Origin of the sequence: Sutcliffiella horikoshii (assembly GCF_021991925.1) — a bacterium.
In the GTDB taxonomy this organism is placed as follows: domain Bacteria; phylum Bacillota; class Bacilli; order Bacillales; family Bacillaceae_I; genus Sutcliffiella_A; species Sutcliffiella_A horikoshii_F.
In genome coordinates this window covers 228811-242986 of record NZ_RXZI01000003.1, presented here as the reverse complement: position 1 = coordinate 242986, position 14176 = coordinate 228811, and the positions used below count along the sequence as shown (strand labels likewise).

19 protein-coding genes and 2 other annotated features are annotated in these 14176 nt (G+C 36.4%); of the genes, 4 read left to right on the top strand and 15 right to left on the bottom strand.

The window, feature by feature from the left end:
• Nucleotides 1-32: 32 nt before the first annotated feature.
• Nucleotides 33-277: a binding site (T-box leader), on the bottom strand.
• Between the two features lie 51 nt (nucleotides 278-328).
• Nucleotides 329-1087, bottom strand: a complete 759-nt coding sequence (locus tag EKQ44_RS10775) for a TrmH family RNA methyltransferase (protein ID WP_237663558.1) — start codon at nucleotides 1085-1087, stop codon at nucleotides 329-331.
• Between the two features lie 119 nt (nucleotides 1088-1206).
• On the opposite strand from EKQ44_RS10775, the gene sspI reads away from it, so the two are divergent.
• Entirely contained in the window at nucleotides 1207-1413 is a 207-nt protein-coding gene (sspI, locus tag EKQ44_RS10770; RefSeq protein ID WP_010195705.1) for a small acid-soluble spore protein SspI, read from the top strand.
• A gap of 56 nt (nucleotides 1414-1469) precedes the next feature.
• On the opposite strand, the gene EKQ44_RS10765 is transcribed toward sspI, so the two are convergent.
• From EKQ44_RS10765 to EKQ44_RS10755, 3 genes are all read right to left on the bottom strand, one after another.
• The gene (locus tag EKQ44_RS10765; RefSeq protein ID WP_237663557.1) at nucleotides 1470-2405 is read right to left on the bottom strand and encodes a nuclease-related domain-containing protein; all 936 of its coding nucleotides are present in this window, start codon (nucleotides 2403-2405) and stop codon (nucleotides 1470-1472) included.
• A gap of 275 nt (nucleotides 2406-2680) precedes the next feature.
• A complete protein-coding gene (locus EKQ44_RS10760) occupies nucleotides 2681-3766 on the bottom strand; it encodes a M42 family metallopeptidase (RefSeq protein ID WP_237663555.1) in 1086 nt (361 codons plus the stop codon).
• A gap of 72 nt (nucleotides 3767-3838) precedes the next feature.
• Nucleotides 3839-4327: a dUTP diphosphatase gene (locus EKQ44_RS10755; RefSeq protein ID WP_237663553.1), complete on the bottom strand. Its 489-nt coding sequence runs from the start codon at nucleotides 4325-4327 to the stop codon at nucleotides 3839-3841.
• 113 nt (nucleotides 4328-4440) lie between these two features.
• Between EKQ44_RS10755 and EKQ44_RS10750 the strand changes: the two genes are divergently transcribed.
• The gene (locus EKQ44_RS10750) at nucleotides 4441-4833 is read left to right on the top strand and encodes a sigma-w pathway protein ysdB (RefSeq protein WP_237663552.1); all 393 of its coding nucleotides are present in this window, start codon (nucleotides 4441-4443) and stop codon (nucleotides 4831-4833) included.
• A 71-nt stretch (nucleotides 4834-4904) separates the two neighbouring features.
• Here the strand turns inward: EKQ44_RS10750 and EKQ44_RS10745 are convergent, their stop codons facing one another.
• Both EKQ44_RS10745 and EKQ44_RS10740 read right to left on the bottom strand, forming a co-directional pair.
• Nucleotides 4905-5135 (bottom strand): DUF6440 family protein, encoded by a 231-nt coding sequence (locus EKQ44_RS10745; protein WP_237663551.1) that lies wholly within the window; start codon nucleotides 5133-5135, stop codon nucleotides 4905-4907.
• A gap of 186 nt (nucleotides 5136-5321) precedes the next feature.
• Nucleotides 5322-5954 carry a MerR family transcriptional regulator gene (locus EKQ44_RS10740; protein ID WP_237663549.1) on the bottom strand — a complete coding sequence of 211 codons (633 nt, stop codon included), beginning with the start codon at nucleotides 5952-5954 and terminating at the stop codon, nucleotides 5322-5324.
• A gap of 186 nt (nucleotides 5955-6140) precedes the next feature.
• Between EKQ44_RS10740 and EKQ44_RS10735 the strand changes: the two genes are divergently transcribed.
• Both EKQ44_RS10735 and EKQ44_RS10730 read left to right on the top strand, forming a co-directional pair.
• Nucleotides 6141-7358 carry an MFS transporter gene (locus EKQ44_RS10735; RefSeq protein ID WP_237663548.1) on the top strand — a complete coding sequence of 406 codons (1218 nt, stop codon included), beginning with the start codon at nucleotides 6141-6143 and terminating at the stop codon, nucleotides 7356-7358.
• A gap of 279 nt (nucleotides 7359-7637) precedes the next feature.
• Nucleotides 7638-8501, top strand: coding sequence for an AraC family transcriptional regulator (locus EKQ44_RS10730; RefSeq protein WP_237663829.1), 864 nt, complete (start codon nucleotides 7638-7640; stop codon nucleotides 8499-8501).
• Between the two features lie 372 nt (nucleotides 8502-8873).
• Here the strand turns inward: EKQ44_RS10730 and EKQ44_RS10725 are convergent, their stop codons facing one another.
• From EKQ44_RS10725 to infC, 9 genes are all read right to left on the bottom strand, one after another.
• A complete protein-coding gene (locus EKQ44_RS10725) occupies nucleotides 8874-9398 on the bottom strand; it encodes a hypothetical protein (RefSeq protein ID WP_237663546.1) in 525 nt (174 codons plus the stop codon).
• 165 nt (nucleotides 9399-9563) lie between these two features.
• Complete coding sequence (locus tag EKQ44_RS10720) at nucleotides 9564-9884, bottom strand: DUF6572 domain-containing protein (RefSeq protein ID WP_237663545.1); 321 nt, start codon at nucleotides 9882-9884, stop codon at nucleotides 9564-9566.
• Nucleotides 9885-10077: 193 nt separating this feature from the next.
• Entirely contained in the window at nucleotides 10078-10425 is a 348-nt protein-coding gene (locus EKQ44_RS10715) for a DUF2750 domain-containing protein (RefSeq protein WP_237663543.1), read from the bottom strand.
• Nucleotides 10426-10562: 137 nt separating this feature from the next.
• On the bottom strand, nucleotides 10563-11108 hold the full coding sequence (locus EKQ44_RS10710) for a hypothetical protein (RefSeq protein WP_237663541.1): 546 nt from the start codon (nucleotides 11106-11108) through the stop codon (nucleotides 10563-10565).
• 534 nt (nucleotides 11109-11642) lie between these two features.
• Nucleotides 11643-12230 (bottom strand): TVP38/TMEM64 family protein, encoded by a 588-nt coding sequence (locus tag EKQ44_RS10705; RefSeq protein ID WP_237663540.1) that lies wholly within the window; start codon nucleotides 12228-12230, stop codon nucleotides 11643-11645.
• A 63-nt stretch (nucleotides 12231-12293) separates the two neighbouring features.
• On the bottom strand, nucleotides 12294-12560 hold the full coding sequence (locus tag EKQ44_RS10700; RefSeq protein ID WP_237663539.1) for a DUF1294 domain-containing protein: 267 nt from the start codon (nucleotides 12558-12560) through the stop codon (nucleotides 12294-12296).
• A gap of 119 nt (nucleotides 12561-12679) precedes the next feature.
• Nucleotides 12680-13039, bottom strand: coding sequence for a 50S ribosomal protein L20 (rplT, locus tag EKQ44_RS10695; RefSeq protein WP_063559999.1), 360 nt, complete (start codon nucleotides 13037-13039; stop codon nucleotides 12680-12682).
• Between the two features lie 23 nt (nucleotides 13040-13062).
• Complete coding sequence (gene rpmI / locus EKQ44_RS10690) at nucleotides 13063-13263, bottom strand: 50S ribosomal protein L35 (RefSeq protein ID WP_010195692.1); 201 nt, start codon at nucleotides 13261-13263, stop codon at nucleotides 13063-13065.
• Nucleotides 13264-13284: 21 nt separating this feature from the next.
• Nucleotides 13285-13803: a translation initiation factor IF-3 gene (gene infC, locus EKQ44_RS10685; RefSeq protein WP_083800939.1), complete on the bottom strand. Its 519-nt coding sequence runs from the start codon at nucleotides 13801-13803 to the stop codon at nucleotides 13285-13287.
• Between the two features lie 56 nt (nucleotides 13804-13859).
• Nucleotides 13860-13998, bottom strand: a sequence feature (ribosomal protein L20 leader region).
• Nucleotides 13999-14176 lie beyond the last annotated feature (178 nt).

Genomic DNA, 14176 nt, shown 5'->3' with positions numbered 1-14176 from the left:
GCCTATAAAAAAACAAAAAAACTCGCCCCTCAAAAAGGGACGAGATATTCGCGGTACCACCCTAGTTAACAAAGACAAAATACGCTTTGTTCGCTCTGTTCCAGATAACGGCTATCTAACCGGTCCACCTTTACAGCATTTGCTTAAGCACGCTGGTCCAAGTGTCACTCAAGAGGTGAAATGTTCGCTCTTTCTTCCATTAAGATGCTTTCAGTCTACGGCACCTTTTCCCTGATAAGGTCTGAAATGAGCTACTTGCCTCTCTCATTGCTTTGATTAGTATGTAACTATTTTTATATTATATTGAAAACACGTGCCGGATGCAACTCTATCCGCGTAAATAATACATTAAAATCCCTGCCGCAACGCCGACATTCAACGATTCGCTCTGACCGTGAATCGGAATGTATAGATTCTGGTCTGTCATGTCGAGATGCTCTTGTGCCATACCCTTTCCTTCATTGCCAAGAATCAGCCCGAAAGTACCGGATGGTTGGATTTCCTGATAAGGCACACCGTTTTGTAAGGAAGTTCCGTAAACAGGTGTGTTCAGTTCTTTACACTGCTTGATATAGCTTTTGAGGTCTCCTCTTGCTATTGGCAGGTGAAAAATCGAGCCTTGTGTGGAACGAATCACTTTGGAGCTGTATAAATCTGCGCAACCTTCTCCCAAGATCACCATATCCATTCCCGCAGCGTCTGCTGTTCTTATCATGGTGCCCACATTTCCCGGATCTTGTACATTATCGAGTAAAAGAATTTTTTGGTTGGGTTGGATAGTGTGTTCGTCTTCTTCGGGGATGCGGCAAATAGCTGCGACTCCTTGTGGCGTTTCCGTCTCACTAATCTCTTTTAGGACATTGGGAACGGCATATATTAGTTCCACATGGTTGAGATCCCATTCTTTTGGAATGGAGCGATCTTCGGAAATGATGATTTCTTCCACAAGATTGTCTATTTTCAGTGCCTCTTCCACCAAATGAAATCCTTCAATGATAAATGTTCCCGATTGTTCGCGTTCCTTCTTTTTCTGCAGCTTTTTCCACTGCTTCACTTTATTATTCTTAATGGATTCTATATGTTTCAATGATTGTTTCCCCTTTTCCGTAACTCACTATAAGCTATTATACGCATTTTATACACATAATTAAACCATCTGTTGGACATGCTATGTGTTGATACTATTTTTCCTACGAGGTGATAAGGATGAATTTGAATTTACGTCATGCGATTCGTCAGAATGTGGAAGGAAATTCTCAAGACCAGCTTAGAGAGACAATCTTAGATGCCATCAATAAAGGCGAAGAAAAAATGCTTCCAGGTTTAGGCGTGTTGTTTGAAGTGATTTGGGAGAATTCTTCTGAGCAGGACAAAGCTGAAATGCTCTCAACTTTAGAGGATGGATTGAAATAGTATTGGATTGAGGCAGCTCCTGTGGGGGCTGTTTTTATTTGAGTTTGTATGTTCTCCTAAACTTTGATCCGCAGTGTGTTAGTCCTAAAGAGGAAATCATTTTCGACGTGGTTGAATTCGTTGCTAACCCTAGAAATTCTTTTATTTCCTGATGGGTGATGTTGGTACCAAAGTAAGCGATAATCTTCCAGGGTTGCTATATGAGCATTTTTAGATTTCAAATTGCACTTCTCACAAAACCATGAACCACTTTGTCTGTTCAGTGGAATGTTCGAACAACCTGGGCATTGAACTCCTTTTAATATTTCATTCCGGTTTATATCATATCGTTCAAGGATGTTAACATTTTCCTCGCAATGTTGCTTTAATAATTTTCGCGAAATCTTTAGTAATTCTTTTTCAGTAAAATTGGACGAGTCAAATTGTTGATTTAGCTGTTCTAGTTTTGAAAAAAGATTGTGTGCATGCATGACGTATTGGGAAGCTTTCACTCGGGAATCTGATCTGATAATGGTTTGAGGGTTGGTAAAGCATACCAGGGATTTTATTGGGGGACGCTTAATCTTTTGGCTTTCTATAAAGGAATCTAGTCTTAATTTTTGTTTCTTTACTTGATCTAGAGGATTATAGAAACCTTCTTCTATGCCATTTAGTGTCCGAATAAATTGAGCAAAATGATTTTCAAAAGTGACTTGGCCGATGATGTTTTTTATCTCAATGATGAGGAAGTATTTTGAGGTTAAGAGGAGGACATCCATTTGAAAGTAGTAGTTACTAGATGATTGTAGTCTTAATGCATGCAAGATATAGAATTTGCGCTCATCCAAAAACGATAAATGATATTCCATGGACTGCTCACCTTTGTAGCCTGCCAATCTTTTAGCCAGATCTTGCTCAATTTGCGGTCTTTTTGGGTGATTCTTATCAATTCTTCTCAACAATGCTTCTAACTTTTTGATAGTTAGCGGTTTTTCGAGTGGTTTTATTATCATTTTTCCCTCCAAATAGTTTAATTAGGTTAATTTTACCATAATATAACTATTATGTGCAGAGAATTTACTATAGTTGGTGCCATTTTATAGTGAGTTCGTGCGGAAATGGACCAAGTTCGTGCCGAAATAGCCCGAGTTCGTGCCAAAACAAACTGAGTTCGTGCCAAAAAGAATTTTTACCTAATTTCCACCAAGAAAGAGATCGATAACCTTTAACTTCCTATCTAGAAACAAAAGGCCCGCCGTCTAAAACGGCAGGCCAACCAAAATAACTATCAATCAAACGTCAATCTGCTAACCGTATCAGCATCCAACTTCTTGATTACTTCTGCAATCAATTTCACTGCGTTTTCGTAGTCATCGCGGTGTAGCATTGCTGCATGAGAGTGGATGTAGCGTGTTGCGATGGTGATGGATAGTGCTGGTACACCTTGTGCTGTCAGGTGGATGGCACCGGAATCTGTTCCGCCTCCTGCAACAGAGTCGAACTGATATGGAATTTCCATTTCGTCGGCTACACCTGTTACAAAGTCGCGTAATCCTTTGTGGGAGACCATGGACGCATCATAAAGGATGATTTGTGGGCCTTTCCCCATTTTGCTTAGTGCTTCTTTTTCAGTAACGCCTGGAGTATCTCCTGCGATCCCTACGTCCACACCAAATCCGATGTCAGGTTGAATCAGGTTTGCGGAAGTTTTCGCACCACGAAGGCCTACTTCCTCTTGAACAGTTCCTACTCCGTACACCACGTTTGGATGGTCTGCGCCTTTTAACTGCTTTAACACGTCAATCGCGATGGCACAGCCGATACGGTTATCCCATGCTTTTGCAAGCAGCATTTTTTCATTGTTCATGACAGTGAATTCGAAGTAAGGAACAACCTGGTCGCCAGGGCGCACTCCCCATTCTTGTGCTTCTTCACGACTGGATGCACCGATGTCGATGAACATGTCCTTGATGTCTACCGGCTTTTTGCGCGCTTCCGGGGGCAGGATGTGTGGAGGTTTGGAACCGATCACACCTGTTACGTCGCCTTTAGAAGTTACGATGGTAACACGTTGTGCAAGCATAACTTGGGACCACCAACCTCCAACTGTTTGGAAGCGAAGGAATCCACGGTCATCGATATGTGTGATCATGAAGCCCACTTCGTCCAAGTGTCCGGCTACCATTACTTTTGGACCGTCCGCTTTACCAATTTTTTTGGCGATTAAGCTTCCCAATCCGTCTGTGAAAACTTCATCAGCAAATGGCGTTATGTATTTTTTCATTACGTCGCGTGGTTCTCTTTCGTTGCCGGGAATACCCTTGGCATCTGTTAGATCTTTCAACATTGTTAATGTTTCATCTAGCTTTGTCATGTATTTCGACCCCCTTAATAAATATCAATCCAACAATTATTATACAGAAAACTCTTACTAATGTAAAAAGGATTAATAACCTTGCTCCTGACGCTCATGGTTTACTTTGTTTTTCTCAAGGTAAGCACCTTCCACTTCCTCCCACGAAAAGCCTAGCATTTCGCCCAGTTGCATATAGGAATCAACCAGTACGTTATAGTTTTCTTCAGAAACATCATTTCTAAATACAGAAACAAGATGATACACGATATTGAATTGTTCGGTTATAGACTCTCCTTGCCTGGTAAGACCTATTGATACTTCTTCCCCAAATCCAAACGTCAGTCCGAGAGACAGAATAAAGTGCACACCGTCCACATACTCTTCTAAGATCACATTGCGTTCAGCAGGTGGTTTTACACTCCAGAACTTGAAGCATCTAGTTTCATTTGCCAGTTCACCCAGCTCCACAAGCAAGGCTAAAATCTTTTCCTCCACTAAATTCTCTTTTATTAAGCCGTGCTGAGATTCTATTTTCTCATCAAGCTCTCTTTGCATGTCATATAACTTATGTAATTTCATAAAGTACCGCCTTTTTTAAAATTTTTTTATAAAAAATGAAACCTATTCATACCTCCACCCGTATATAAGGTATTTTATAATAAAACTTTTAAATTTGCGAAGGAGTAGCAACTATGTTTATGATTCTCATTCGTCTTGCTTTACTTGCACTTGTTGCGTTTATTATCTATTCGATTTTCAAGTATCTCCTGAATCCGAAGCGGAAGCTCGAAATTGCCCATGAACAGAAGAATTTCTTCCTGTTAGATCAGAAAAGCAACGTGCGTAAGAATTTCCTTCTCACATACAAAGGCGTCATGTTTGAAGGAGAAAAATATTTAGGCACGACGGATAGGGCATTTGAAGTCATCTCCATCTTCATTTGGCCGAAGAATACGGAAAAGTTACAAGGTCTTAAGAAGCATGATTTTGAATTTATCCAAAATGAGGTTAGAAAACAATACCCTGATGCCTTAATCGATTGGAAAAGTCCAATTAAAGAGTTTTTAAAAGAAAAAAGAGGTTAACGCTGTTTTACTTGCGTTAACCTCTTTTAACTTTAAAAGGCAATCCTTCTTAATGAAGGATTGCTGTATACCTACAATTGTTTATTAGCTTCTCCTATTTGCGTCGCTATTACTTTACCATTCTCGTCTAATAAAGGGGTGAGTGCGCATCCTTGCGCACTCCATGTGTATAAATAATTAACACCAGTTTGACGATCAATCCATATAGATATTAGGCTACTTTGTTGAGAAGTTTGTACTTTGAAATATGCAACAAATGAATCTATTGTATTTTCGTCTTTTTCCTTAGCAATAGCTCCCATTAGGAAACAAAAGCTCTTAAGTTATTTGCTTATCAGTTTAATTCCCCCTATTTTTAGCCTTACTATTTTCTTTATCATCATTATACGTTTTCAACTCTTTATAGATATATCTAGCTATGTTTTCAGGAAAATAACTATTAAATTCATGATTGTACTTAGCTAAAAAATAGTCATCATCAACTAGATTTAGGAGAATTCTACTCGCAGGGGATAGGATAGGCTATCCATTTTGTTTAGAATTTTTTGTACTTTTTTTCTGCTTGCATAGTCATTACAGTGAATAGCATTTCTAATTGCTTGAATTAATTTCCATATTTCTCTATCCATCTTCTCCTTGTATTCAGGATCATGAAGCAACTTTATTTCTTTCAAGATTTCCTTGTTATTTACAAAATGTTCTTCAAATATTTGAATTTGTGATTTTTCTCTCCTAAATATATCAAGCATAATAAAAGCAAATTCATCTAATTCATCCTCAGTAATCCCTTCAATGTTGTACAGTCTCTCCATTCTCGTAATTACTTCTAGCTTATCATTTAATTCCAATTGCTTTTTTTCAATTAACTGCTTTTGCACCTGCAACAACTCTCGATTATTAAACTTTTGATTAGTCATTTGTTCTTTTATTTCATTTAATGATAAACCAAAATGTTTTAAAATCATTATTTGTTGAAAAAGTTCCCAGTCTAAATGTGTATATACTTTTCGACCATTTTTATTTAATTTTTTGGGAGTAAGTAATTCAATTTTATCGTAGTATCTTAGTGTTCTTACCGTTGAACCCACTAATTTTGCAAACTTACCAATTGTCATTTCCATGTTAACACCACCTTACTGTATTTTAAGCTGTTACGTAAGGTCACAATCAATACATACACTTGTTAATCTCTTTACTGATATAAATTAACGACTTAAAAACAGTCATTTTTTGTATAAAATGTTTGCTTACGACTTTACGTCACAAATTATGATTGGTTCTATAATAAGTTTGAGAGGTGGCTTTCTATGGAACAACAATCATTATTTCGGAATCGCACTTTTATATTTCTGTTTATCGGTAGCTTTTTGGCGCTGATAGGCTTTAGTATGTTTTTTATGACGACAACTTGGTTTGTCATTTCTGAATTGAATTCTGCTAGTTCATTGGGCATTATTCTTATTGCCATTACTGTACCACGTATTCTCATGATGGCATTTGGAGGGGTGCTTGCTGATAAATTCAAGAAGACGACCATAATGTTCAGTACGAGTTCGAGTCAAGGAGTTCTGCTGGTTATAATATTTTTATTGCACAATACAAATCAATTAACATTTTTGTACCTGATTATATTAGGCTCCGTTTTCGGAACATTAGATGCATTTTCTGGACCAGCCGGAACATCATTAATCCCAAAAATAGTTCATAAAAACCAAATAAAACAAGCAAATGCTATTATTCAGGGATTGGGTCAGATTGGCTTTGTTATTGGGCCTATTATCTCTGGAAGTGTCATGGAATTCGGTGGCGTGATATCCGGTTATTTAGTCTCATCTATTATTGTTCTGTTATCTGCCTTTTTTATGTTCCCGCCTTTTATAAAGGAAGGTCCTCTAGTCCATACAATAAAACAAACACCATTTAAAGACCTCATAGAAGGACTTTCCTATGTAAAAGCAAGTAGATTCTTGAAAACAGGTATCCTTATACTAGTAACGTTAAATTTCTTTGCCTTCGGAGCAATAACCATCGCCATTCCAATTTTAGTGGAAGCTTATGGGGGGACACCAATTAATCTTAGTTACATTGACGCTGCTTTAGGGGCTGGGATGCTAATAAGTACAGTAATAATCGGTATGGTCAAAATACGCCGTAGGGGATTAACATCAATTGCAGGCTTAATTGCAACATTAATAGTAGCTATAGCCTTTAGTCAAATTCCTAATTTATATATTTTAACGGCGTTAGGGTTCTTAATTGGGTTTACCATGACATTTGTATCTATCCCATTTTTCGCTTCAGCACAAGAAGATACTGATCCCCGCATTATGGGGAGGGTCATGAGTATCGTCTTTTTAGCCATGAACGGGTTTGATCCGCTTGCCTATGCAAGTGTAACTTTACTCGTTTCTAGAGGATTTGATATTCAATTAGTCATTCTATCCTTTTCTATTGTTGGATTAATCATTTCTCTTTCCATTTTATGGAGAGGGAGTACGTTTAGAAATTACAAATCTAACTATTAATTGCCTTAAGGAAAAGACCACTATAGATAGCGGTGGTCTTTTTTAGGTTTTATAGATAAAGTGAAGACCCTTGTTGTACAGTAAAGTATTCTACGTAATAAACGAGTGCGCTGATCCTTGTTAAAGGATAGCGCCCGATTCTTGAACATCGGGAAACATTAATATGTTTTATTACATTTTTTGAATAATAAAGACAAACAACCCGACAACTTTAGATTAAAAATGTCGAGTATGCTTATACCGGCTTTGATATTATGTATTCATGAAAGGAGGGATATGATGTTAAAAGAATTGAACCAAGTGATTGACTATATTGAAGTTCATTTAACCGATGACCTCACTCTTGAAAGGATTTCCAATTATGCTGGGGTTTCCGATTACCACTTGAGAACGGTATTTTTTCATCTTTCAGGCATGACATTAAAGGAATATGTAAAAAACAGAAAACTATCGGAAGCAAATATGGATTTATTGAGTGGAGAAAAGGTAACAGATGTTGCTTTTAAATATGGTTATCAATCAATGGATGGTTTTACTAGAGCATTTAAAAAATGGTGTGGTTTTTTACCCACAGAGGTAATAAAAAAAAGGGTAAGCAAATCTTTTCCCAAACTTTCATTCGTAATTACTGTAAAAGGAGGAATATCTATGGAATTTAGAATTGAAGACAAACCAGCGTTTAATCTAGTTGGTGTAAGTAAACGTGTCCCTATACAATTTCAAGGTGTGAACAACGAAATAGTAAAGCTTGCAGAAAGCATAACAGAAGAGCAAAGAAAAGAAATGCATTCTCTTCAAAATATAGAGCCTTATGAAATTGTTAATGCTTCTTACAACGCTGACGAAAATTTTCTAAAAGAAGAAGGGGATTTAACCCACTTGATAGGTGTATTAACAACTAAAAATCAAGTCAGCGATTTTTTAGACGTAGTGCCTGTTGAAGCTTATACTTGGGCAGTATTTCCAAATGAAGGGCCATTTCCATCTGCGTTGCAGGATACAATGGCAAAAACCTATTCAGAATGGCTTCCTTCTTCTGATTACGAAGTAATCAATGCTCCTACTTTTTCTTTTACTAAAATGGATAAGCATAAAAAAGATTACGCTTATAGTGAAGTTTGGCTTCCCGTGCGAAAGAAATAAACAATAGTGAGCATTCTATTGAGGATTAATGCAGAGCAACGCAGGTTCAACGTTGCTCTTTTAAAACTATTATTGTAGTCTACAATTACAGAAGGTGAAACTCATTATTAGGACAATCATTTCAAGAATCTGGCCCTAAAATGAGAAATGAGCGCTGATTCTTGTTCCAGGATCGCGCCCAATTGCCGAAGACTCGATTTCGAGATAACTTTGTATATGGTTCTTCAATTAAAGCCCTATTTAATTAAATAACAACAGCATCAATATTAAACATAATATCTCATTGGTCTTCTGTCTTAGTATGTAATTGTAGATCACACACAAACAACAAAAAGAGCATAGGTTGAACAGCAACCAATGCTCTTTTGTTTTTTATTTAATTGAATTTGCAATCTCAACTAGTATATCGGAAGTAGCTATATCAGAGATTCTTTTGTCCACACTCAAAATGTACTGGAATTTATCCTTTTCAAATACTAGTAAATTAAATCCATTTACGGCTTTTGTACTATATATGGCTTCATTGCCATTACCCAATTTAATTCTTTGGTCGATTTGATTATCCCTAAAATCTATCCCATATTTAACAGGTTGTATAGTAATATTAAAGTGGTTTTGAGGTTTATCTTTATTCACGTATTCAATGTCGTACCTATCATTTACTTCGCCATCAGGGTTTTCGAATCTTCCGAAACTATGCGTAAAAGCAACTGGAGGTAGCTGTACTGGCAAAACTATTTCTTGATTAAAATATTCATTACCTTCGTTTAAGGCATCATAAATGCTTTTATAGCCAATTTCAAAAAGTGATTCTTGAAATTCTTCGCTTGTGTAGTTAGCTTTAGCAACAAATGAAAAAGAAAAGGTGAAGACAATGCATAACAGGAATATTTTCACTCTCTTGATAATAACCACATCCTTTTTATCATAAATTCAGATTTTAGTATGTGCAATTATTACCTTAAATATGAAATATCCTAATTGCTTCCCTTTTAACCTTTTCCTGCTTCTATTAAATACCATTGTTCCGCAATAGCTCCTAGATTGTTGAAGACATTTTTCTTATTCAATAGAGTAATTAAATAATAAACCAGCATCAGATACTATTTGAGAAACTTGTGCGAGAAAACGTTCACAGCTATCTGTAATAGAATCTCTAAAGCTAATATTTATTTCAATGATTTTGTCTATTGACGGAGAGTAAGTCGAGTAAATTTCTCCTGATTCAATAAAACTAAGATATGTATTAATTTTCTCTTGCAGCAGCATTAAATGTTCATTTTCGTTATTCCAATCAAGACTATCGATTATCGTAAGAGTACAAATACCTGTTTCTTTATTAACTGCAATTATGTCAACTAGGTTTGTATTCTCCACTCCCACATTATTCACTCCAGTATTTATATTAAATTATTATTATTCTAGAGGGCTTTTTAAAGTAAGCACCCAATTTTTATGTAACGAGCGACCCATTATGCTGTAATCGCTCCTAGATAGCCGAAGACTCTAATTCGAGATAACCTGTTATAGGAACTTCGAATAATGTCCTCTTTTGTTCAATAAAATCATTCCATTTTTATCCACAATTAATTCTTTCAATTATGTCCTTTGGATTTATATCAAAACCGACTGCTCTTTTACCACTCCAATTAACACCCACATTAAGTCCGTCTTCTTCCAACCCTTTTAGCCATTTGTTTATAAAATCACTTAATGTTATTTCATATGGTTGAAAAGAATTGTAGTCTGGTACATTTGTAATTATTTTCTCTGCTCTTGATTTCAATGACCAAAACGGGACAGAGGTTTCTCCATCTGGATTTGTAGAAGTAGGAAACCCTTGTTGATCTTTTACTGTCCATACCGTTTGATTTTCTAAAATTTCTTTAATAAAAGTATGATATTGTGCTGATGATTGGCTCATTCTACCACTCCAGTTTTAGACTAAATTTTGACCTTTCTTCTTCAACAATCCTGCCCAATAGTTGAATAATGATATTGCTGAAAATCATTGAGTTGATCTTCAGCTTTCGCCCTCGATAGTTGAAGATGGTAAGAAGTTTAATTCAATGACTGTTTATATTGTTCTAATGATTCATTGTTATATTCGAGACTATTTAGCAAGGACTTTAAATTCCCCAGCAACTCTTTATCGTTCACCTTTGATAGCTGAATATAATTAAAGTTTTCTATAATTTTATTTATATCTTTCAGCCATATATTAAGTAAATCCAATACCTCTTCTTCGGTATAATTTTTTCTTATCATTTCCTTCAATTCTGTTGGTATATGACTGTAAATACTAAGTAGATTCACAAGATTACTATATTCTTTATCGTCTGGTTTAATATCTTCTAATGTCCAAGCAGATAAAGTCAAACTCCAATGCATTGCTGTTAGGTACTCAACCTTTTCATCTAATGTTAAACGGTTATATTTTTGGCTAAGCGTGTCTCCGAAATCATACGAATATCTTATTCCGTTATGAACCTCTTCAAAATGTGCTAATCTGGATTCTTCTTTATTGTTATAAATATTTTGGAACAGAACCAAATTTAGGATTATTGATACTATAAGTCCAAACGTTATTAGGTTATTTTTCTTCATTTTTCCCCCCTAAATTTTAATTCAATATTTTAGAAACATTCCAACCAATGGAATATGTTTAGCCCTCCATTAAACTGAACTTTAACTTTATAACAATCTTCTCAAATTTCCATTATTTCCACAATAAGTTATTCAAGAATATGGCCCGATTGTTGAATAAGCATGACTAGATAATTTAATGTTAATAGTAGCTTTTTCAAATAGAATTTTTTAGGCTAAAAATTCACTTTATAAGGTTCATAAGAAACCAATGTTCTATACTCAAATCTCTTTGTTCTTTTGAAGTTTCACTTTGATCACCTAAATCTTTATACACTGCACACCACGTATTTGTCCCCTTTAGGAACGAGAGCCTCCTTTATTCCTAGTTTTCAAACAGAGTTTGAAATCAAAAAAAAGCCTATCTGCACCCTGCAGTTAGGCTTTTTTATTAAAGAACTTATTAAGAAAGTTAATCGGATATCCATCGTTATTCAATTCAGTTTATTTACTCCCTCTTTTATCCAAAACAAGCGTTAATACTGTAAATAAGCGTTAACCTCTTTTGTATTGCTTTTCCTTATGGAAAAACTGTTCCCATTTCATGACGACCACTTTTTGCCTCATGATAAGCATGAGAAGAAGAAGACCAATCAACACAGCCAACATGGCCGTAGGGGAGAAATCCGTGATGAATTGCCCGAAGACTGTATAAATGATGGCGAGTGGGATGTTACTTAGAAGAGAGGCTTTCGCATATTTTGGGAAGCTTTTCGTCGTTTCAATCAAACAGAGGGAAAGCAGGTGAAAGTGAATGAATGGGATGAGCCGCATAATCGTTATTTGGCCAACGGTGAAATTGGCACGGTTGCCGAACAGTCTTTCTTTCATGGTTAAAATCTTTCCAAAGATACTGGGAAACTGTTGGTAAAGAAAATAAAAAAACAGGCTTGATAACGTTAAACCAGCTATCGAATAGATGCTACCTACAAGTCCGCCAAATAATGCACCACCTGCAATACAGATGATGACAACCGGAATGAATAGAACTTGTCTTAATATATGAAAAAGGATAAAACCAAGAGAAGCCAGCCACCAATGACTTTCAATGACGACAAAAAGTACGTCTAATTTTTCGTCCATTCTGCTTGCCCCCTTAGCTGTAATAGTAAAGCTTATTCAAAATATAAGTAATTATGTTGCCTATCAGACAAGGAGATAGTACCCCATTAATCCAATATATATAAAAGTGACAAATGGAAGTCCAAAACGAAAAAGCGGTCGTTTTGTTTTATGACGGTAGGTTCGCATCCCCATCCATGTACCAAGGGCTCCACCCAGGAGCGCTACTCCCCAAAGATGTAATTCAGGTACCCTCCACCGATGCTCAATAGCCCGCTGTTTATCCACTTTCATTATAATGAAGCCTACTATGTTAATAAAGATAAAGTAACCGATGAGTACTTCCATCATATCCTCCAGCATTGGAATGTGTGCATTTTTTTCAGACTTGTTTTATTCCAAAGTCTATACATTTATTTTACCAAATACAAAAGAGGCTACCAAATCGTTAGCCTCTTTTGTGTAAGAAATTATTTATTTAAGCTGTTTTTCGCAGCAGATGCCAATTCAGCAAATGCTTTTTCGTCGCTAACTGCTAGCTCAGCTAACATTTTGCGGTTTACTTCGATTCCAGCTACTTTCAAACCGTGCATTAGACGGCTGTAAGAAAGACCGTTCATGCGAGCCGCTGCGTTGATACGAGCGATCCAAAGCTTACGGAAGTCGCGCTTCTTCTGGCGACGATCGCGGTAAGCGTACATTAGGGATTTCATTACTTGTTGGTTAGCTACTTTATATAAAGTATGTTTAGAACCGTAATAACCTTTGGCTAATTTAATGACTTTTTTACGACGTTGGCGTGTTACTGTACCGCCTTTAACTCTTGGCATTATAAATACCTCCTATAAAAATATTATCTTAAGTTGTCTAACATGTGACGGATGCGTTTGAAATCACCTTTGCTGACCATAGCTGATTTACGCAATTTACGCTTTTGCTTTTGAGACTTGTTAGCGAACAAGTGACTTGTGTATGCGTGAGAACGCTTCAAGCTACCAGATCCAGTTTTTTTGAATCTTTTTGCTGATCCGCGATGAGTTTTCATTTTAGGCATTGGAGTTCCTCCTCATATGAATTACTTTTCGTTTTTAGGTGCCAGTATTAAGAACATGCTGCGCCCATCCATCTTTGGATGAGATTCAATTGTTGAAACTTCTGCACATGCTGCAGAGAAACGATCAAGCACACGCTGACCAATTTCTTTATGTGTAATCGCACGTCCTTTGAATCGGATCGATGCTTTTACTTTGTCTCCTTTTTCAAGGAACTTAATTGCATTGCGAAGTTTCGTATTGAAGTCATGCTCATCAATAGTAGGACTTAAACGAACTTCCTTTAAGCTGATTACTTTTTGGTTTTTACGCGCTTCTTTGTCTTTCTTCTGTTGCTCGAAACGGAACTTTCCGTAGTCCATAATTCGGCATACAGGAGGTTTCGCATTAGGCGCAACCATTACTAAGTCAAGGTTAGCACGTGCTGCAATTTCCAGCGCTTCTACTTTTGACTTAATTCCTAGCTGATCTCCATTTTGACCGATAAGACGTACTTCACGGGCACGAATGCCATCGTTTACCATCATGTCCTTGCTAATAATTAGCCACCTCCAAGGTTTTTTCCGAACACCGTTTGACGAACAATTTACTCTTTTGTACAAACAAAAAAGTGTGGGTATACACATACACCCACACTTTACGATTACATAAGTAAAAGATAAAATCTTTCTCGTAAAACCTGCCAACTGCATGAGATGCGTCAATCAGGTGAGAAGCGGGTGCTTCTTCTTGTCCTCAAACAAGTATTCAATTTGACCTTGTATAATATATCATTAATGATGATTGATTGTCAAGAATTCGTATCAAATGAAACAACGTTTTAAATGATATCAGATAAATTGTGATTGTGCAATAGTTTTTTTCTTAAGTGTGAAAAGATAGAATTGTTGCGTTAACCTCCTGCCTCCTTCCGTT